Source organism: Oleiphilus sp. HI0125, assembly GCF_001635355.1.
On sequence record NZ_LWGF01001033.1, the window covers coordinates 13,514 to 30,643 of the forward strand.

Annotated in this window: 20 protein-coding genes; 15 read left to right on the forward strand and 5 right to left on the reverse strand. The window is 44.7% G+C overall.

Annotated features, from left to right (window positions below; all coding sequences use genetic code 11):
• The first annotated feature begins 17 nt into the window (after positions 1-17).
• From ccmA to chrA, 12 genes are all read left to right on the forward strand, one after another.
• A complete protein-coding gene (gene ccmA, locus A3762_RS17685; RefSeq protein ID WP_068475824.1) occupies positions 18-611 on the forward strand; it encodes a heme ABC exporter ATP-binding protein CcmA in 594 nt (197 codons plus the stop codon).
• Positions 604-1,287, forward strand: a complete 684-nt coding sequence (ccmB, locus tag A3762_RS17690) for a heme exporter protein CcmB (RefSeq protein WP_068756891.1) — start codon at positions 604-606, stop codon at positions 1,285-1,287. Before ccmA ends, ccmB begins: the two co-directional genes overlap by 8 nt.
• 16 nt (positions 1,288-1,303) lie before the next feature.
• The gene (locus tag A3762_RS17695) at positions 1,304-2,071 is read left to right on the forward strand and encodes a heme ABC transporter permease (protein ID WP_068756893.1); all 768 of its coding nucleotides are present in this window, start codon (positions 1,304-1,306) and stop codon (positions 2,069-2,071) included.
• A 10-nt stretch (positions 2,072-2,081) separates the two neighbouring features.
• The gene (locus A3762_RS28895) at positions 2,082-2,240 is read left to right on the forward strand and encodes a hypothetical protein (protein ID WP_369820695.1); all 159 of its coding nucleotides are present in this window, start codon (positions 2,082-2,084) and stop codon (positions 2,238-2,240) included.
• The gene (gene ccmE / locus A3762_RS17705) at positions 2,240-2,707 is read left to right on the forward strand and encodes a cytochrome c maturation protein CcmE (RefSeq protein WP_068756895.1); all 468 of its coding nucleotides are present in this window, start codon (positions 2,240-2,242) and stop codon (positions 2,705-2,707) included. The genes A3762_RS28895 and ccmE overlap by 1 nt, the downstream gene beginning before the upstream one ends.
• On the forward strand, positions 2,708-4,687 hold the full coding sequence (locus tag A3762_RS17710; protein WP_068756897.1) for a heme lyase CcmF/NrfE family subunit: 1,980 nt from the start codon (positions 2,708-2,710) through the stop codon (positions 4,685-4,687).
• The gene (locus tag A3762_RS17715; RefSeq protein ID WP_068753659.1) at positions 4,688-5,221 is read left to right on the forward strand and encodes a DsbE family thiol:disulfide interchange protein; all 534 of its coding nucleotides are present in this window, start codon (positions 4,688-4,690) and stop codon (positions 5,219-5,221) included.
• A 6-nt stretch (positions 5,222-5,227) separates the two neighbouring features.
• The gene (locus A3762_RS17720) at positions 5,228-5,722 is read left to right on the forward strand and encodes a cytochrome c-type biogenesis protein (protein WP_068756898.1); all 495 of its coding nucleotides are present in this window, start codon (positions 5,228-5,230) and stop codon (positions 5,720-5,722) included.
• Positions 5,723-5,759: 37 nt separating this feature from the next.
• A complete protein-coding gene (ccmI, locus tag A3762_RS17725; RefSeq protein WP_068756900.1) occupies positions 5,760-7,043 on the forward strand; it encodes a c-type cytochrome biogenesis protein CcmI in 1,284 nt (427 codons plus the stop codon).
• A 17-nt stretch (positions 7,044-7,060) separates the two neighbouring features.
• Positions 7,061-7,903 carry a 3-hydroxybutyryl-CoA dehydrogenase gene (locus tag A3762_RS17730; protein ID WP_068756902.1) on the forward strand — a complete coding sequence of 281 codons (843 nt, stop codon included), beginning with the start codon at positions 7,061-7,063 and terminating at the stop codon, positions 7,901-7,903.
• Between the two features lie 106 nt (positions 7,904-8,009).
• Positions 8,010-9,275 (forward strand): iron-containing alcohol dehydrogenase, encoded by a 1,266-nt coding sequence (locus tag A3762_RS17735; RefSeq protein WP_197469359.1) that lies wholly within the window; start codon positions 8,010-8,012, stop codon positions 9,273-9,275.
• Positions 9,276-9,291: 16 nt separating this feature from the next.
• Positions 9,292-10,488, forward strand: a complete 1,197-nt coding sequence (gene chrA, locus A3762_RS17740; RefSeq protein WP_068756904.1) for a chromate efflux transporter — start codon at positions 9,292-9,294, stop codon at positions 10,486-10,488.
• Positions 10,489-10,501: 13 nt separating this feature from the next.
• Here chrA and A3762_RS17745 read toward each other — a convergent pair whose 3' ends face one another.
• Positions 10,502-11,251 (reverse strand): YciK family oxidoreductase, encoded by a 750-nt coding sequence (locus tag A3762_RS17745; RefSeq protein ID WP_068756916.1) that lies wholly within the window; start codon positions 11,249-11,251, stop codon positions 10,502-10,504.
• 140 nt (positions 11,252-11,391) lie between these two features.
• Here A3762_RS17745 and A3762_RS17750 point away from each other — a divergent pair, with 140 nt between their 5' ends.
• Positions 11,392-11,793, forward strand: coding sequence for an SRPBCC family protein (locus A3762_RS17750; RefSeq protein ID WP_231876695.1), 402 nt, complete (start codon positions 11,392-11,394; stop codon positions 11,791-11,793).
• 5 nt (positions 11,794-11,798) lie between these two features.
• Here A3762_RS17750 and A3762_RS17755 read toward each other — a convergent pair whose 3' ends face one another.
• A complete protein-coding gene (locus A3762_RS17755; RefSeq protein WP_068756906.1) occupies positions 11,799-12,176 on the reverse strand; it encodes a response regulator in 378 nt (125 codons plus the stop codon).
• Positions 12,177-12,302: 126 nt separating this feature from the next.
• On the opposite strand from A3762_RS17755, the gene A3762_RS17760 reads away from it, so the two are divergent.
• The gene (locus A3762_RS17760; protein WP_156493540.1) at positions 12,303-13,202 is read left to right on the forward strand and encodes a hypothetical protein; all 900 of its coding nucleotides are present in this window, start codon (positions 12,303-12,305) and stop codon (positions 13,200-13,202) included.
• Positions 13,203-13,207: 5 nt separating this feature from the next.
• On the opposite strand, the gene A3762_RS17765 is transcribed toward A3762_RS17760, so the two are convergent.
• From A3762_RS17765 to A3762_RS17775, 3 genes are read right to left on the reverse strand one after another with little or no spacing between them, the layout of a single operon-like run.
• The gene (locus A3762_RS17765) at positions 13,208-13,864 is read right to left on the reverse strand and encodes an HAD family hydrolase (protein WP_068475801.1); all 657 of its coding nucleotides are present in this window, start codon (positions 13,862-13,864) and stop codon (positions 13,208-13,210) included.
• Between the two features lies 1 nt (position 13,865).
• Positions 13,866-14,582 (reverse strand): bifunctional 2-polyprenyl-6-hydroxyphenol methylase/3-demethylubiquinol 3-O-methyltransferase UbiG, encoded by a 717-nt coding sequence (gene ubiG, locus A3762_RS17770; protein ID WP_068756908.1) that lies wholly within the window; start codon positions 14,580-14,582, stop codon positions 13,866-13,868.
• Positions 14,582-15,922 carry a TRZ/ATZ family hydrolase gene (locus A3762_RS17775; RefSeq protein ID WP_068756910.1) on the reverse strand — a complete coding sequence of 447 codons (1,341 nt, stop codon included), beginning with the start codon at positions 15,920-15,922 and terminating at the stop codon, positions 14,582-14,584. Before A3762_RS17775 ends, ubiG begins: the two co-directional genes overlap by 1 nt.
• 304 nt (positions 15,923-16,226) lie before the next feature.
• Between A3762_RS17775 and A3762_RS17780 the strand changes: the two genes are divergently transcribed.
• Positions 16,227-17,130, forward strand: a 904-nt coding sequence (locus A3762_RS17780; RefSeq protein ID WP_156493560.1) for an isocitrate lyase, incomplete at its 3' end; no start/stop codon positions are given.

Sequence of the window (17,130 nt, forward strand, 5' to 3'; positions counted from 1 at the left end):
TGACCTGAACGCTTAATATGACCGATTATTTGGTTAGCACCCAAGGACTAAGCTGTGAACGTGACGATAGGGTCTTATTTGAAGATCTGACGTTGAAGTTTAGCGCAGGTGAACTGATACAAATAGCTGGTCGAAATGGGGCGGGTAAAAGTACGCTTCTACGGATTATTGCAGGTGTATATACTGGGTTTGAGGGAGCTATCAATACAGCCTTCTTTAAACATCAGTTGTGTTATTTTGGCCATAAGGTTCCATTAAAGCCGGCATTAACCGCAGATGAAAATCTAAGTGCGCACAGCTTATTGGCATCGAGCACGACTCGCCAGCAAAGGAGTGATGCTTTGGCGCGATTCGGCTTGGACGATTATATCGACGTACCTTGTAGCGATATGTCTGAAGGCCAACGCAGGCGCGTTGGTCTATCTCGAATATTCTTGAGTAAAGCTAAGGTTTTCGTGCTAGATGAACCATTTGCTTCATTAGATAAAGAGACTGTCTCATTTCTTGAGCAAGTACTTGTCGAATTATCGGATTTGGGCAATTTGGTTATTTTTACAAGTCATCATCATATTGAGCATCCGCGCTTGAAGAAGGTTGTTTTGGATGGATAAACAACCAAAGAATGCGTTGTTTCAGCTATGGTTGCACGAGGCGCGGGTTGTCATTCGTGGCAAGCAAGACCTATTAAACTCTGTCATGTTTTTTGTTTTGGTGGTGATGCTCTTCCCTTTGGGAGTTGACCCTGGGGTGGAATTCTTACGTATAAGTTCCACAGGGCTAATTTGGGTGGCTGTTCTTTTGAGTTTGATGTTGACCTTAGGATCAATGTTTAAAGCTGATTTTGACGACGGAACAATCGAGTTGTGGCTTCAGTCTTCACACCCTATATTTGCGCTTGTTTTTGTTAAGGTTCTTGCGTTGTGGGCGATTAGTATATTACCGCTACTCGCTATGGTGCCTTTGTTAACGACGATGCTCCACTTTCCGTTTGAAGCGCTCGGGGTGCTGATTTTATCGCTATTGCTTGGGTCATTGGCATTGGCGCATATCGTGAGCGTTGGCGCAGCATTAACTGCTAGCGCAAAAACCGGAGGCATATTGTTAATGCTTTTGGTTTTACCATTAACAGTACCAGTATTGATTTTTGGCTCTGGGGTTGTTGGATTATCAGTCGACGGGGCGTCTATCTCTGGTTCCTTTGCGATGCTTGGCGCAATCACCATGCTTTATTGCGTCCTTTGTCCGTTTGCTGCGGGCGCGAGTTTAAAGATCATATGCGATGTTTAGAAAAGTGAAAGTGTAAATGGCAAATACGAAATGGACATGGTTCCACCGCTTCGGATCTCCTAAGTGGTTGTATGACTTCGCAGAACGTTACAACGGACCACTCTTTGGGGTTGGTTGTGCGCTCATGCTGGGAGCGTGCTTTTGGGGCTTGTTTATTGCACCGCCTGATTACCAACAGGGTGACAGCTTTAGAATTATATACATCCATGTTCCTACTGCGATTTTAGCCCAGTCGTGCTACATGATGATGGCTGCGGCTGCGCTTGTCGGGCTCGTTTGGCGAATGAAAATAAGCGACTATTTCATCGCTTGCGCTTCGCCAATTGGTGCCGTCATGACATTTCTTGCGTTATTTACAGGTGCTGTCTGGGGCAAGCCCACATGGGGAACCTGGTGGGTGTGGGATGCGCGTTTAACATCGATGCTTTTACTATTGTTTTTGTATTTTGGCGTCATAGCACTTCGTTCTAGCATTCAAAGCGCCGATAATCGTGCAAGAGCATCATACGTACTCGTATTGGTGGGGGTAATAAATATTCCGATCATTAAATATTCGGTTGATTGGTGGAATACACTGCATCAACCCGCAACGTTTACGTTAACAGAGAAACCCGCAATGCCGGTTGAGATGTGGTTGCCACTATTGATCATGGTGATTGGCATTTACTGTTTTTTTACGGCCTTGGTTCTCGTACGTATGCAGGCAGAAATCGTTCAACGAGAGCTTAAAACGCGTTGGGTCCATAAGTTATTGAATATCGAAGGTGAGCGGAGCAATGGCTGAATATTTTGAGATGGGCCACCATACTTTTTATGTTTGGTTATCTTACGGCGTATCGTTCGCCTTATTTTTTGGTTTAGCGTTTTTCTGTTTTGACGGGAGAGCAAAGGCTAAAACCACCACTGAAAAAAGAATTCGTCGTCTATTGAAACAAAAGAGAGAGTCAAAGTAGTGCATCCGAAGCGTAAGCAGCGATTGCTGATTATCTGTTTTCTAGTCTGTGGTCTTAGTGTTGCGATAGGGCTAGCTATGTACGCACTGAGCGAGAATATAAATCTATTCTACAACCCGACGGAGATTTCCGAAGGTAAAGCTCCTGAAGGGGTGAAAATTCGGGCCGGTGGAATGGTTCGTGAAGGTTCAGTATCTCGTAGCGAAGATGATCTTACCGTTAAATTTGTTTTGACTGACTACGTTGCCGATGTCGAAGTCAATTACACGGGCATACTGCCGGATCTATTTAGAGAAGGGCAAGGTATTGTCGCTTTAGGGCGGATTAATAATGAGGGTGTTCTCATTGCAGACGAAGTGCTTGCCAAGCATGACGAGAATTACATGCCTCCAGAAGTTGCAGAGGCACTCGAAAAGTCTGGGTATGAAGGTTACAGCGATCAATACACTTCAGATAAGGAATACTAAATGTTACCAGAGCTGGGTCATTTCGCACTGATAATAGGCTTATTGTTTGCCTGTCTACAAAGCATTACACCACTTTATGGCGTAGCGAAAAATTCTCCCGTATGGACGGAAACAGGGCGATCGTTAGCATTTGGCCAATTTTTCTTTATCTTTGTCGCTTTTTTAATCCTTGCAAACGCATTTGTTCAAGATGACTTTAGCGTTAAGTATGTGGCTGGCCACTCCAATACGCTATTGCCTGTGTACTATAAGATCAGTGCCGTATGGGGTGGGCACGAAGGCTCACTATTGCTTTGGGCTCTTATCTTGGCAGGTTGGACAATAGCGGTTGCCATATTCAGTAAACAATTGCCACGCGAGATGCTCGCTAGAGTGCTTGCCGTGATGGGCATGATTAGTATTGGATTCTTGCTGTTTATTTTACTGACGTCTAATCCGTTTGACCGTTTGCTTCCAAATACACCGCTAGAAGGAAGCGACCTCAACCCGTTGCTTCAAGACTTTGGTTTGATCGTGCATCCGCCAATGTTGTACATGGGATATGTGGGCTTCTCTGTGGCCTTTGCTTTTGCTATAGCGGCTCTACTGGGTGGCAGTCTTGATAGCGCTTGGGCAAGGTGGTCTCGACCTTGGACTATTGTTGCGTGGGCATTCTTAACGCTTGGTATCGCGCTGGGAAGTTGGTGGGCATACTATGAATTAGGCTGGGGCGGTTGGTGGTTCTGGGACCCAGTAGAAAATGCTTCATTTATGCCTTGGTTAGTTGGCACAGCTCTGATGCACTCTCTTGCTGTGACTGAGAAACGCGGTGCCTTCAAAAGTTGGACCGTGTTCTTGGCAATCATTGCATTTTCCTTGAGCCTGCTGGGTACATTCTTAGTCCGATCTGGTGTACTTACCTCTGTTCACGCTTTTGCGTCAGACCCGTCTCGTGGCTCTTTCGTTTTAGCGCTTTTGGGTATTACGATGATTGTGTCGCTGGGCTTATATGCTTGGCGAGCGCCGGATCTTGTTGGAAAGAGCGAGCACAAGCTGTTATCGCGCGAAAGCTTCTTGTTGGGTAATAATATCGTGCTTGTGGTTGCATGGATTACAGTCATGATCGGTACGCTTTACCCCTTGGTATTAGATTTCATAGGTGCAGGAAAACTTTCAATAGGCCCTCCGTACTTCAATGCTGTATTTTCTCCTTTGATGGCTATCCTGGCGGTTTTACTTGGCTTCGGACTGGCCGCTAATTGGAAATCGATAGAGCCCAAAGTTCTGGTTAAGAAGTTACGTGTGGTTGCAGTGGTGTCAGTTGTGCTGACCCTTGTGTTCACTGCGATATCTGGTATTGCGTGGGATTGGATTTCAATGCTCGCAATCTTGTTAGGCTTGTGGGTCGCATTAATTACACTGAATGATCTTCGCAAGAAAGCCGTAGCTAGAGCCGGCAATTTGAAAAACAAATTGGCATTGGGTTCGGCGTACTATGCCATGGTATTTGGCCACCTTGGCTTTGCTCTTATGATTGTTGGTGCAACGATTGTGTCGCTTCACTCTGTCGAGCGAGACGTTCGCATTGAGATTGGTCAGAAAGTAGCGCTAGGACAATATGAGCTTCATTTTGCTTCCTTGCACGCTATTCAGGGGCCTAATTATGAAGCGTCTCGGATTAACGTTGATGTGTTGAGTGATGGGCAAGTTGTTTCGGTCCTCAAGCCTGAAAAACGTGTGTATTTTTCTCAAGCTAATCCTATGACGGAAGCTGGGATTGATCCGGGTTTCTTGCGAGATGTTTACGTGGCGATTGGAGAGGAGCTCGATGGCGGTGCATGGGCCGTGAGAGTTCAATATAAGCCCCTCATTCGATGGATTTGGCTTGGCGCAATTTTCATGTTTATTGCAGGTGGCTTAGCTGTGTTTGATAAACGTTATCGTCCTAAAGAAAAAGTGAGCCAAGTAGTGATGCCATCAAATTCGGAGTTTGCTAAGTAAATGAAGTCTCGTCTCGTATTCTTGACCCCTTTGATGTTAGCAGTCGGTCTAGGACTTATTTTATACACAGCTTTGGGCAAAGACCCGAGCAAGTTAGAAACAGCACGCCTGAACGATCCACTCCCAACATTTTCGTTACAATCGCTTGAATATCCAAGCAAACTACTCACTAACTCTGATTTAGGTGGGAAGCCTTCGCTACTTAACGTGTGGGCAACATGGTGCCCAGCTTGTAAGAGTGAGCACGGGTATCTGATGGCACTTGCACAACAAGGTGTTCCAATTATTGGTCTGAATTACAAAGATGATAGAGCGAAAGCGTTACAGTGGTTAGACGGGCTTGGTGATCCTTATTCGTTGAACCTATTTGATCCGCGAGGGAAGTTCGGGTTCGATTTAGGGGTGTATGGTGCACCAGAAACCTACATCATCGATCAAAATGGTGTAGTACGCTATCGACATGTCGGTGAGGTGAATCATCGTGTTTGGGAGGTACAATTGGCTCCGCGGTTTAACGCACTGCTCAAGGAGTAAATACCAATGAGATTTGTCCTGCTTTTTGTCCTTGCTATTGGCTTTGAGTCACTTAATGCCGACATTGATGTATATGAATTTAGTTCTGAAACGAAGCTAGAATCTTATCAAGCTCTAACCCGTGAATTGCGTTGCCCTAAGTGCCAAAATCAGGATATTGCCGATTCAAATGCGCCGATTGCTCAAGATATGCGCGCGCAAGTACACAGACTGGTTGAAGATGGACATAGCCATGATGAAGTCGTCGACTTTATGATTCAAAGATTTGGCGAATTTGTTACTTATAAGCCTCCAGTGCGATCAGAGACGTATTTGTTGTGGTATGGGCCATGGGTATTTATCGCGATAGGTCTGATTGCGATTATTGGTATCTCCAGAAGTAAACGGATATCTGTAGATACTAATGGTGCTACTGGAAGTACTGGTTCCTCATTGAAGGTGGATAATTCAGATGATCAAGCTGAACTCGAAGCCTTGTTAAAAAAATATTCTGACGATTAGTCATCCATCTATTTAATTTCTATAGGCAAAGTCATCAATGACCCAATTCTGGATAATAGCCTCAATCCTTTCTCTTGTTGCTGTATGGATAGTACTTCACCCCTGGTTCAAAAGGCATAAGCTTGAAGAAATTGCCGTTGATACGGCGGACGAGGCGCGGGTGCGCGCGAACGTTAGAGCATACAAAGAACGTCTCAGAGAGCTCAATGCTGAGCTGCGTTCAGATGCAATTGATCAGGTTCAGTTTGAAGAAATTAAGAAAGAGCTAGAGGCAACGCTCCTTGGTGATGCAAAGAACGTACAGGCTCGTACCGACAACCTAGATAGAGCGACATCAACAACCTTTATCAGTTTAATCGTCGCTGCTTTGGCTTTAGTTGGCTTAAGCGCATATTTGTACAACTCTTGGGGTGCGTATGATCTCGCTCTACATAGTGAAGACTCTAAGTTTAGTGCTGCTGAAATTGCTGCGGCGCAGAGTAAAGCAGAGGCAGGAGATACGCTTGGCCTACTAGTTCAACTTCGCGATAAGTTACGAGAAAATCCCGCAAATGCTGAGGGTTGGGAGTTGTTAGCGCGCTCTGCTCTGAACACTAACCATTTCGAGATTGCAGCAGAAGCTTATGGGCAGTTGGCTGAGATAGAAAGCTCTCCAGAAATAAAGGCGGCATTATACGGATTGCAGGCGCAGACCCTGTATTTCTCAGGTATCGCAATCGATGCTCCTCCAGTTGCCGATGCTGTAAACAAAGCGACCCTACTTAATCCACAAGATACCAACATTTATGGACTAAAAGCCTTGGCAAGTTATGATCAAGGTCAATTTGACCAAGCTATAGAATATTGGAAGACGATTTTAACGTTGGAACCTAATCACCCATCGCGCGGTTCGATTGAAGAGGGTATTTCTGCGGCTGAACGAGCACTGGGCGTACCTTCAACCATACAAGTACCTGCCTCAACAGTTGGAGTAAGCGTTGACGTAAGGATTGAACCCGCATTGCTGTCTCAATTTAATGAAAATGAAATTGTGGTCGTGTATGCGCGAGCCAGCGTTGGTCCGCCAATGCCATTAGCAGTGGCCAGATTTTCCCCTAAACAAGAAATTAACGACATAGTATTAGATGATAGCTTAGCTATGATGCCAGAGCTGAAATTAAGCCTATTTGAATCTGTCGATGTGGTAGTTCGAATCACCAAGGGTTCTGTTGAGCGAAAGCTTGGGGATTATGAAAAAATAATTAGCGGTGTGTTGGTAGCTGATCAGCCGCGTTTATCAATTAATATCGGTGCAGAAGACATCGTGACTGATTCAAAATAGTTAGAGGTAGAAAGAGCATGAAAGTTGTCGTAATTGGCGCAGGTACAATGGGAGCGGGTATTGCACAGACGTTTGCATCGTCTGGTTTTGAAGTTGTACTCAAAGACATTGCGCAAGAAGCAGTTGACAAAGGTCTCCAGACAATCGAGAAGGGGCTGTCACGTTTATTGGCTAAGGATAAAATTACGCAAGAAACCTTTGACTCGACTTTAGCGCGAATTCAAGGTTCTAACGATAACAGTTTGGTCTCTGACGCAGCGCTTATTGTTGAAGCAGCTGTCGAGAATATGAATATCAAAAAAGTCATCTTTACTGAGTTAGATGCGGTGTGTGGCCCAGATACGATTTTCGCCACAAATACCTCTTCTTTATCAATTACTGAAGTCGCTGCAGCAACGAGTCGTCCAGACAGATTTTTGGGGATGCATTTTTTCAATCCTGCGCCGGTAATGAAGTTGGTTGAGCTCATCAAAGGGATCGCGACGTCGCAAGAAACCTTCGATAAGGTTGCTGATATTACCTCTCAGCTTGGAAAAACGGCTGTAGAAGTTGCAGAGGCTCCAGGATTTGTTGTGAATCGCATTCTAATTCCAATGGTCAATGAAGCTGTTGGAATCTTAGCTGATGGCGTAGCTAGTGCGGAGGATATTGACGCTGCAATGAAGTTGGGCGCAAATCATCCAATGGGACCACTCGCTTTAGGCGATTTAATTGGATTGGATGTATGTCTGGCGATCATGGAAGTTCTCTATGATGAGTTTGGCGACAGTAAATATCGCCCGCACCCTTTACTACGTAAGTATGTGAGAGGCGGAATGTTAGGTCGTAAATCCGGCCAAGGATTCTACGACTATAGTTAAATAGAAAAGGGGCGGATGCCCCTTTTTTGATTTTATAAGTGTTTAAAGCCGTGGTGATCCAATGGCATGCAGTTTCAACACTCCAAATAATAAATACGAGGCTGTTATGAATTTAGAGAGTATTCTTGCTCAGTTTGACGATAAAGTAATTAATCCTATTGGCGCATCGCGCAAGAAAAACCAGATTATCGGTAAGGGTTATATTTCAGCGTTAAAAGCGTTAGTCAGTGTTATTAATATTCCTAAGCCGACGGTGCTGACTGGAAAAAACTCTTCACTAAAATTGTGTGAGAGTGTTGCTAGCTTCGGTTTGAAGAAAGTCCTTATCGTAACTGATCGTCCGCTCTATGAGCTTGGCTTGCTCGAAAATATTCTCCAATCGCTTGAACATCACGGAATGGCATATGAGCTATTTGCTGATGTGCAACCAGATCCTACTTTTTCTGTCGTGGAAGCTGGGCTTAAGCGCTATAGGCAAGCAAATTGTGACTCGGTAATGGCAGTTGGTGGTGGGTCGTCTATTGATTCAGCGAAGGTAATCGCTTTGGCTGCTTCAAATAACACTGAACCGAAAAAACTAGTAGGAATTTTGAAAGGTAAGGTCGGTTGTGCGCCCTTCTTTTGCGTTCCTACGACCGCGGGGACAGGCTCTGAAGTAACCATCGGCGCTGTGATTTCGGATGACGAGACACACCAAAAGGGCTTGGTTATAGAGTCAAAAATCGTACCTTTGATCGCAGCCCTTGACCCTGCACTTATGAAAGCCCTGCCTCCCGCGATAACAGCTGCAACTGGGATGGATGCACTTACGCATTTGGTTGAGTCTTTTTTAAGTACGATGGCCAATGAAGAGTCGAGCTACTACTCAAAAGCTGGCATCAAGTTGGTGTTCGATAATTTAAGCAAAGTATATAAAAAGGGCGCTAACTTAAGTGCGCGTGAGGATATGGCACTTGCTTCGTTTTATGGCGGTTTGACCATTAATCTTGCGGGGCTTGGTTATGTTCATGCATTTGCGCATCAACTTGGCGCTTATTACGGTATACCTCACGGTCTTGCTAACGCTAAGGTCTTGCCAAAGGTTCTTAGATTTAACCATGATTTCGTGCCTGAACGATTGGCTGAACTCGCAGATCTTATCGAGTGCTGTGATGCAAATGCTAGCGTTTATGAAAAAGGTTTGGCGTTTATTGAGGCTGTTGAAGATTTGATTGTAAGTGTAGGGATTTCTCCAAAAGTCGATGCGCTTCAATTAAAGGATTTTCCGAGTATCAGACGCGCTGCGTTCAAAGAAGCAAATTCAACCTATGCGGTACCTGCTTATATGTCAGCCGACGATGCGCATAATCTTTTGCTGAGCCTCGCTAAATAACCAACAAGGAGCGCGCGTGAATCGCGAGAAAGGGACCTCAGTCGGGGCAATATTTACGCAGTTTTTTATATTGGGCTGTACATCATTTGGTGGTCCAGTTGCGCATATTGGTTTTTTTCGAAAGCGGTTTGTTGATGAATTACATTGGATCAATGACAAAGCTTTCTCGGATTTACTGTCGCTGTGTCAATTCATTCCAGGGCCGGCAAGTAGTCAGTTAGGTATGGCGTTAGGTTATCATCGCCATTCTTATGCTGGTGCGATTGCGGCCTGGCTCGCGTTTACGCTTCCATCAGCGCTTTTACTTACGATATTTGCGGCTCTGCTTGTTAATGACAGCTCCTTTTTAAATTCTGGCGTCTTGCAAGGCTTGAAATTGGTTGCAGTGGCGGTAGTTATTCAAGCTTTCGTTACGATGAGGCATTCTCTTACGCCGGACTTTATACGTATTCTTATAATGGTTGTCAGCGCGTTAGCTTTTGCGCTCTGGAATAGTGTATACGCTCCGATTTTCGTTCTGTCGATCGTTGGCCTGCTCAGTTCTCGCTATAAGGTTACCGACGCAGCTTCCGATGTTGCTGTTAATTATGAGCGAAGCCGTGTTCATTTGATTGGGCCAATCGTGTGTCTAAGTGCTTTCTTTGTTTTGTTAGCGGCGGCCTTACTAGTAAGTCGAGGAGGGAGCTGGGAAAGCCTAAGTCAAGCCAGTGCTTACTACAATGCAGGATCCCTCGTATTTGGGGGAGGGCATGTCGTTTTGCCTTTACTTGAGTCTCAAGTCGTTACAGCTGGTTGGGTAGATAAAGATATTTTCTTGGCAGGTTACGGCGCGGCACAAGCGGTACCGGGGCCGCTGTTCACCTTCGCAAGTTTTTTAGGAGCTTCGCATTTAAGTGGTCCGAATGGCTTTAGTGGCGCTGCGCTGGCGACGTTCGCGATATTTTTGCCTTCATTTTTGCTTTTGTTCGGTGTGCTGCCATTCTGGGATCGCTTAAGATCTAGACCTAAGATTAAAAGCGCGCTGTGGGGAGTGAATGCTGCGGTTCTTGGCTTGTTGCTGGCAACCCTGTATGACCCAGTGATCACTCAAAGTATCAAAGATCTTACAGATATAGCGTTTGTGGCAATTACCTATATCGCGCTTGTCGTTTTTCGTTTACCAGTGGTCGCTATCGTTATTGCCGGCGGAGCCCTTGGCGCAGCACTTTTTTAAGTGCTTACTTCGTTTATTTCGGCTGCGCGTCTAAACTTTGCCCTGTTACGCCTTTGCTTTCAGCACCCATTAAATATAAGTAGAGATTCATTATTTCCAACGGCGCTTTCAATGACATTGGGTTTTCCGCTGGATACGCGCTGGCTCTCATATTTGTGCGAGTTGCGCCGGGGTTGATAATGTTTACTCGTATCGGATCTTCTTCTGTATCCAGTTCGTCAGCAAGCACTTGCGCAAAGCCTTCTGTCGCGAATTTACTTACAGAATATGCACCCCAGTAAGCACGACCTTTTCGCCCAACACTTGATGAAGTAAAAATGATAGAAGGGTCATCAGATAGCTTTAGTAAGGGGATGAATGTTTTTGTCATCAAGAAGCATGCATTTAGATTGACCTGCATAACTTTTTGCCATACTTCAACTTCGTATTGCTCTATTGGTGTCATTGAACCAAGCTGGCTAGCGTTATGAACAAGCCCGTCTAGTCGCCCAAACTCTTGATCGATGACATCAGAAATTTTGTGATAGTCAACTTCAACAGCACCTTCAAGATTTACTGGGAGAATAGCTGGTTCAGGTAGCTGTTCGGATATGATCTGATCGTATACAGCTTCAAGCTTTGTGGTGGTTCGTCCTAATAAAAGAACTGTCGCGCCTGCTCGTGCATAGCTAAGTGCGATTGCCTTTCCTATGCCTTCGCCTGCACCTGTAACCAGGATAACTTTGTTAAGTAGTAGGTTTTCAGGTGCTTGATAATCGTGCATGGTTACGCCTATTCGCAGAAGAGTAAAGATCGCAATTTTATTGAGATTAATGCAACTTGTCATTGTGTTTTGTTTGAATAATCATAAGACACAACAATAAAGATAAACGTGAGGGTAATATGCCGCAGCAATCGATTAATATGTCATTCCAATTCAATAAACCTCTTGCAACTGTGTTCGCTGATTTAAGTAATCACGAATTATTTGGGAAAATTTGTGGCATTAAGATGACTACAATTCAACAAGGTGAAGATGGTGCGTGTGGGCTTGGTTCAGTCCGTAAAATAAATATTGGGCCGCTTCCGTCTTTTGAAGAAACGATTACTGAATTTAAAGAAGGCGAGTTTATTGAATATAAGATCACGCGAGGAAGCCCAATTAAGAACCATGTGGGAACTTTACGATTCAAAGAACAAGGCGACGGTTGTTCCCTTGATTATCAGATTAAGCTTGAATCAAAAATACCCTTTACAACAGGGCTGATCAAAAGCGTGCTAAAGCAAGGCATCTCGAAAGGCATTTCTTCGTACGCGGCGGCGTAAGATATTTATCGCATAAGTGTATGAATGGTAGATCCTAGCTCTTCAGGATCTACCGGTTTAGATAAAAAGCCATTCATTCCGGCTTCTAGACACATCAACTTAACCTCTTCGTCTGAATTGCCGGTTAATGCGACTATTGGCGTGATCTTATGATCTGCGTCAGCATACCCTCGCCGTATAAGCTTGCTAGCTTTAAATCCATTCAATAACGGCATGTAACAATCCATTAGGATTAAACCGATATCATGCTGCTTGTCATTGATTAGTAGGTCAAATGCGAGAAGGCCGTTATCTACCACTGAATGTTCTACGCCAATTGTTTCAAGTAGCGCGCTCGTGACGAGTTGATTTACTGGGCTGTCTTCTACGAGCAATATTTTCATAATAGCGATCTATTCTTGATGCTAGGTTCAAAAAACCGTAGTACAGGAAATAGGCTAAAACGCCTCGAAATTATCTATTTTTCGCCTATTTTTGTAGCTAAATTTTACAGAGATTTGGTGTAGAGCTTGCGGATTGAATTCTTAAGGTATGTATGGGCGGCATTGTATGGGCTATTAATCGCTAATAGTGCTTTTGCTGCGAATGAATTTTCTAGTTCAATCGAGTTCGATACGCACTATCTTGTAAAAGACTCAGACCAGCATCACAAAGACGAGGACAAAAAGCAGCACGGCGTCAATGCTAGGTATTACCTTACGCCTGTTGATCAGTCTTCGATTTCGCCTTTAGAAAACGAGTTCTTAGCGCGAGTCAGTTACCTTGATATAAGCCTTAGCGCTGATGATGTAACACCCCAAGATGATTTTAATCGAGTTAGGCTAACGTATTCGCATGATGACCGTTTACTCAGTCATAGCTGGCGGATCGCGTATATCAGCACGCGACATGAAACTCGCCTTGATGAAGAACGACTCAATGGCGGTGGTTTAGGTTTGTCTATTTATCTGACCGATACCGGGAAGGCAGATTTTTACAGCGAGTATGAGTCCGGGGATGGTTATCGCATTAGCTTCAGTGAGATCAAGTATCGACAGATCTATACAGCTTATGATCTAGATTTAGTATTTGATGTGGGGCTATCTCATCGTGAAAAGAAAACGCCTTATCCTAATCTAGGGAGAGAGGGCGGTGGTTATATATCAAATGCGTGGTATGGCGAACTGGCTTGGTATTTGTCGCGGAAACTTCGACTTGGATTTGGCCATAAATCCCATTCAATCGATTATAGGAATGGCAATGATGGCGCTTTAAATTCTTTGTATCTACACGGCGGGTACGCGCCGTTGGATTTTGTTCAACTTACGTTTCGTGTAGGCGTTCAGCGCGAGATTATCGATCGCCCTAACTTAGATGAAGTCGAAGAAAATGCAGCTGCTTTTGATGGGAGCATTCGATTTGAGTTCTGAGTCCATTAGTTGTCCAAAAAATGAATCAAGTCCTTGGCATTTCTCAATAGATGCTGTGCTCCTAGGTCATTAAGATTCGTGCCTTCATCGAAGTAACCAAACGGAACGATCGCTGATACGCAACCGGCGTTGTGGGCTGCTTGTACATCTCTAACATGATCGCCAACATATAGAACTTTATTGCTAGACACTTGGAGCTTGGCGCAAGCTTCAAGAATTCCAGTCGGGTCTGGCTTAGCAACTGGCACATCATCCGCGCAAATTAATACAGAGCAGTTTTTGAGAAAACTAGTGCGCTTGATCAGAAGCTCGGTATAAAGTCGTGGCTTGTTGGTTACGATGCCCCAAGGAATGTTTTTACTCTTTAAGGTTTCAAGAATCTCGCGATTTTCGGGAAACAGTACTGCGTTTGCACCTACTTCATCAGCATAGATATTCAACAATTGCATGCGCAGCTGCTCGAACTCATCTTGATCAGTAATCTCCGGAAAGCATAGTTTTGTTAGTGCTCGTGAACCGTTAGAAACCTCTGCTCGGATAACTTCGTGTTCAATGGGGGCTTTATTGTGGAGTGCTAATAACTTCTCGACCGTAACGTAGAAGTCGGGTGCAGTGTCAACTAACGTACCGTCAAGATCGAATAAGACTGCTTCAAGTTCCATTTTATGCCTTGGGTTTGATGGCGTGCATTAAATAATTCACGTCTACATCGCGGCTGAGTTTGTATTCTTTAACCAGCGGATTGTATGTCATGCCTGATATATCCTGCATCTCTAAGCCTGCTTGACGAACCATGCCCCCAAGCTCTGAAGGTTTGATGAACTTCTTAAAATCGTGCGTTCCTTTAGGGAGCATCTTCATAAGGTGTTCGGCGCCAACGATTGCGAAAAGATATGCTTTGGGATTGCGGTTAATGGTAGATAGGAAAAGGTCTCCACCGGGTTTAAGCAGGCGCTGGCAAGCTTGAATTACCGATGATGGAGACGGAACGTGCTCTAGCATTTCTAAGCATGTCACAATATCATATTCGTCTGGAGTTTGGTCTGCTAACTCTTCGGCAGTGATTTGGGTATAGGTTATATCAAGACCTGACTCTAGACTGTGTAATTGCGCCACACCCAGTGGAGCTTCACCCATATCAATGCCTTGAACCAAGCCTCCTCGCTGAGACATAGCTTCGGACAATATGCCGCCACCACAACCAACGTCGAGAATCTTTTTGCCTGCCAGAGAGCTGCGCTCGTCGATATAGTTAACTCGTAACGGATTTATGTCGTGCAACGGTTTAAATTCGCTGTTTTTGTCCCACCATCGATTGGCAAGCGCTTCGAATTTTGCAACTTCAGATTGGTCGACGTTCTTATTAAGCGTTTGAGTCATTATTTATTCCCAGACTTTATCTTTTGGCCCCATTGGCGAGCTTCGTCTTTTAACATGTCTTCGTCAATGCCGGTAAGGTGGCCGCAATCTACCAAAAGTTTGCCGTTAACCCAAGTGTGCGTTACTTGTGAGGCATTAGTGTTGTATACGATGTCTGCAGGAATATCATAACTAGGCAGAGTGTTTAAGTGATCGAGATCAATGGCTACGATGTCTGCTTGTTTGCTGACTTCTAAGCTTCCGATCAGCTGCTCTAAACCTAAAGCTTTTGCACCATTGATGGTTGCCATACGGATACACTCTTTAGCAGAAAGAGCTGTTGCGTCACCGGTGTAACCTTTGGCGATTAGGGCGGCTGTGCGCATCTCGCCAAGCATATCCAGATCATTGTTTGACGCTGCTCCATCTGTTCCTAACGCGATATTAACCCCTGCGGCAGAGAGAGCTTGGGTAGGACAGAATCCACTGGCGAGTTTCATATTAGACTCAGGACAGTGAATAACACTTGTATTAGTTTTGGCTAACAAGCTAATTTCTGATTCCGTTAGCGCTGTCATATGTACCGCTTGTGTATTTAAATCGGGCTCGAAGAGCCCCAGCTCTGATAGCCGTTTAATCGGTCGCTTACCCGAGTTTGTTACAGCGTCATTAACTTCTTTCTGAGTCTCATGCACATGCATTTGTATTGGTAATGAATGTTCACGTGCAGCGCTAATGAGACTTCTTATAGGGTCATCCGAAACCGTATAAGGCGCATGAGGCCCGAACGCCATGTGAACTAAATCAGAGCTTTCGAAGGCGCGATGAAGCTCAAGTGTTTTTTCTATGTACTCATCTGGGCCGCTGCCCCATGCAGTTGGGAAGTCTAGAATAGGGCAAGCGAGTTGGGTGCGCATTCCAACGGTTTGCGCCATTTGTGCGACAACCTCCGGGAAGAAATACATGTCGCTAAACGTTGTCGTTCCGCTCTTGAGCATTTCAGCCATCGCAAGTTTCGCGCCGAATGACACGAAGTCAGAATCGACCCATTTGCCTTCAGCGGGCCATATATGTTCTTGAAGCCAAATATTTAACGGTAAATCATTCGCAATACCTCTAAGTAAAGCCATTGATGCATGACCATGCGCGTTAATAAGGCCCGGAATAATGACGTGGTTTGGCAAACAATAATGTTCGGATGCGATGATATGTTGCACTGATTCTGTTGGTGAAATCTGTGTAATTACACCATTCTCAATAATTAAAGAATGGTCTGTCAGTGTCGTGAAATTGTCATCAATTGTGAGTATTGTTCCTGCGTCAATTCTTGTATTGACTTGGGCGGTGTTGTGAAGAATCATGCGCCTTACCAGATGGTCAAGTTGAATGTCTTTTGCGAGAAAATTGTAAAGGGATCAGGCTATCACCTCCGATATTCATTCACTAATGAATATTATGAAATAGTCTTTCAAAACTTGACTCATTGATCCGTAATTTCACGCGAAGTTGCATCAAATTTCATAGCTTTATCAATGCAGCGTATAGCGGCTATTGCATCAATATATTTCATTTATGTAGGGGTTCGATTTAATATCCGCTCCGAAATCTAAAAACGGCCTTGCTTTGTCTGAGCAAGGTGTCATCCGTAAAAAGAGGGATTAGCCAATGTCAGGTTATCAAGCAGAAGTTCAAGCAGCAGAAGTTGCTAACTCTTTCCCAGGTGTAAGTGCTGAATCAGCAGCTCGTATGCGCCTTCAAAACAAATTCAAAACTGGTCTGGACGTAGCTAAGTACACAGCTGGCATCATGCGTCGTGACATGGCTGAGTTTGATAAAGACAAAACTAAGTACACTCAGTCTCTAGGCTGCTGGCACGGTTTCGTTGGTCAACAAAAGCTTATCTCTATCAAGAAACACTTCGGTTCAACTGAGCGTCGCTACTTATACCTTTCAGGTTGGATGGTTGCAGCACTTCGTTCAGACTTCGGTCCACTTCCTGACCAATCTATGCACGAGAAAACTGCAGTAGCTGGTCTTGTAGAAGAGCTTTACACCTTCCTACGTCAAGCTGATGCGCGTGAGCTTGGTGGTCTTTTCCGTGCACTTGATAAAGCACGTGAAGCTGGTGATGCTGCTGAAGAAGCAAAAATCATCGAAGCGATCGACAATCACGAAACGCACGTTGTGCCAATCGTAGCTGACATCGATGCTGGTTTCGGTAACGCAGAAGCGACTTACCTAATGGCTAAGCAAATGATCGAAGCTGGGGCTTGCTGCCTACAGATCGAAAACCAAGTTGCTGACGAGAAGCAATGTGGTCACCAAGACGGTAAAGTAACTGTTCCACACGCTGACTTCCACGGGAAGATCCGTGCACTTCGTTACGCGTTCCTAGAGCTAGGTGTTGACGACGGTCTAATTGTTGCGCGTACTGACTCTGAAGGTGCTGGCCTAACTAAAGAAATCGCTGTTGTTAATGAGCCAGGCGACGAAGGCGACATCTACAACTCTTACCTAGATGTTGAAGAAATCGACGTAGCTGACATGAACGAAGGTGATGTTGTTATTA

Bases quoted from the DNA above. Each gene is read 5' to 3' on its own strand.
- ccmB (WP_068756891.1), top strand. From the start codon at position 604: ATGGATAAACAACCAAAGAATGCGTTGTTTCAGCTATGGTTGCACGAG.
- A3762_RS17715 (WP_068753659.1), top strand. From the start codon at position 4,688: ATGAAGTCTCGTCTCGTATTCTTGACCCCTTTGATGTTAGCAGTCGGT.
- A3762_RS17720 (WP_068756898.1), top strand. From the start codon at position 5,228: ATGAGATTTGTCCTGCTTTTTGTCCTTGCTATTGGCTTTGAGTCACTT.
- ubiG (WP_068756908.1), bottom strand. From the start codon at position 14,582: ATGACTCAAACGCTTAATAAGAACGTCGACCAATCTGAAGTTGCAAAA.
- A3762_RS17765 (WP_068475801.1), bottom strand. From the start codon at position 13,864: ATGGAACTTGAAGCAGTCTTATTCGATCTTGACGGTACGTTAGTTGAC.
- ccmI (WP_068756900.1), top strand. From the start codon at position 5,760: ATGACCCAATTCTGGATAATAGCCTCAATCCTTTCTCTTGTTGCTGTA.
- A3762_RS17775 (WP_068756910.1), bottom strand. From the start codon at position 15,922: ATGATTCTTCACAACACCGCCCAAGTCAATACAAGAATTGACGCAGGA.
- ccmA (WP_068475824.1), top strand. From the start codon at position 18: ATGACCGATTATTTGGTTAGCACCCAAGGACTAAGCTGTGAACGTGAC.
- A3762_RS17710 (WP_068756897.1), top strand. From the start codon at position 2,708: ATGTTACCAGAGCTGGGTCATTTCGCACTGATAATAGGCTTATTGTTT.
- A3762_RS17730 (WP_068756902.1), top strand. From the start codon at position 7,061: ATGAAAGTTGTCGTAATTGGCGCAGGTACAATGGGAGCGGGTATTGCA.
- A3762_RS17755 (WP_068756906.1), bottom strand. From the start codon at position 12,176: ATGAAAATATTGCTCGTAGAAGACAGCCCAGTAAATCAACTCGTCACG.
- A3762_RS28895 (WP_369820695.1), top strand. From the start codon at position 2,082: ATGGGCCACCATACTTTTTATGTTTGGTTATCTTACGGCGTATCGTTC.
- A3762_RS17735 (WP_197469359.1), top strand. From the start codon at position 8,010: ATGAATTTAGAGAGTATTCTTGCTCAGTTTGACGATAAAGTAATTAAT.
- A3762_RS17745 (WP_068756916.1), bottom strand. From the start codon at position 11,251: ATGCACGATTATCAAGCACCTGAAAACCTACTACTTAACAAAGTTATC.
- A3762_RS17695 (WP_068756893.1), top strand. From the start codon at position 1,304: ATGGCAAATACGAAATGGACATGGTTCCACCGCTTCGGATCTCCTAAG.
- A3762_RS17750 (WP_231876695.1), top strand. From the start codon at position 11,392: ATGTCATTCCAATTCAATAAACCTCTTGCAACTGTGTTCGCTGATTTA.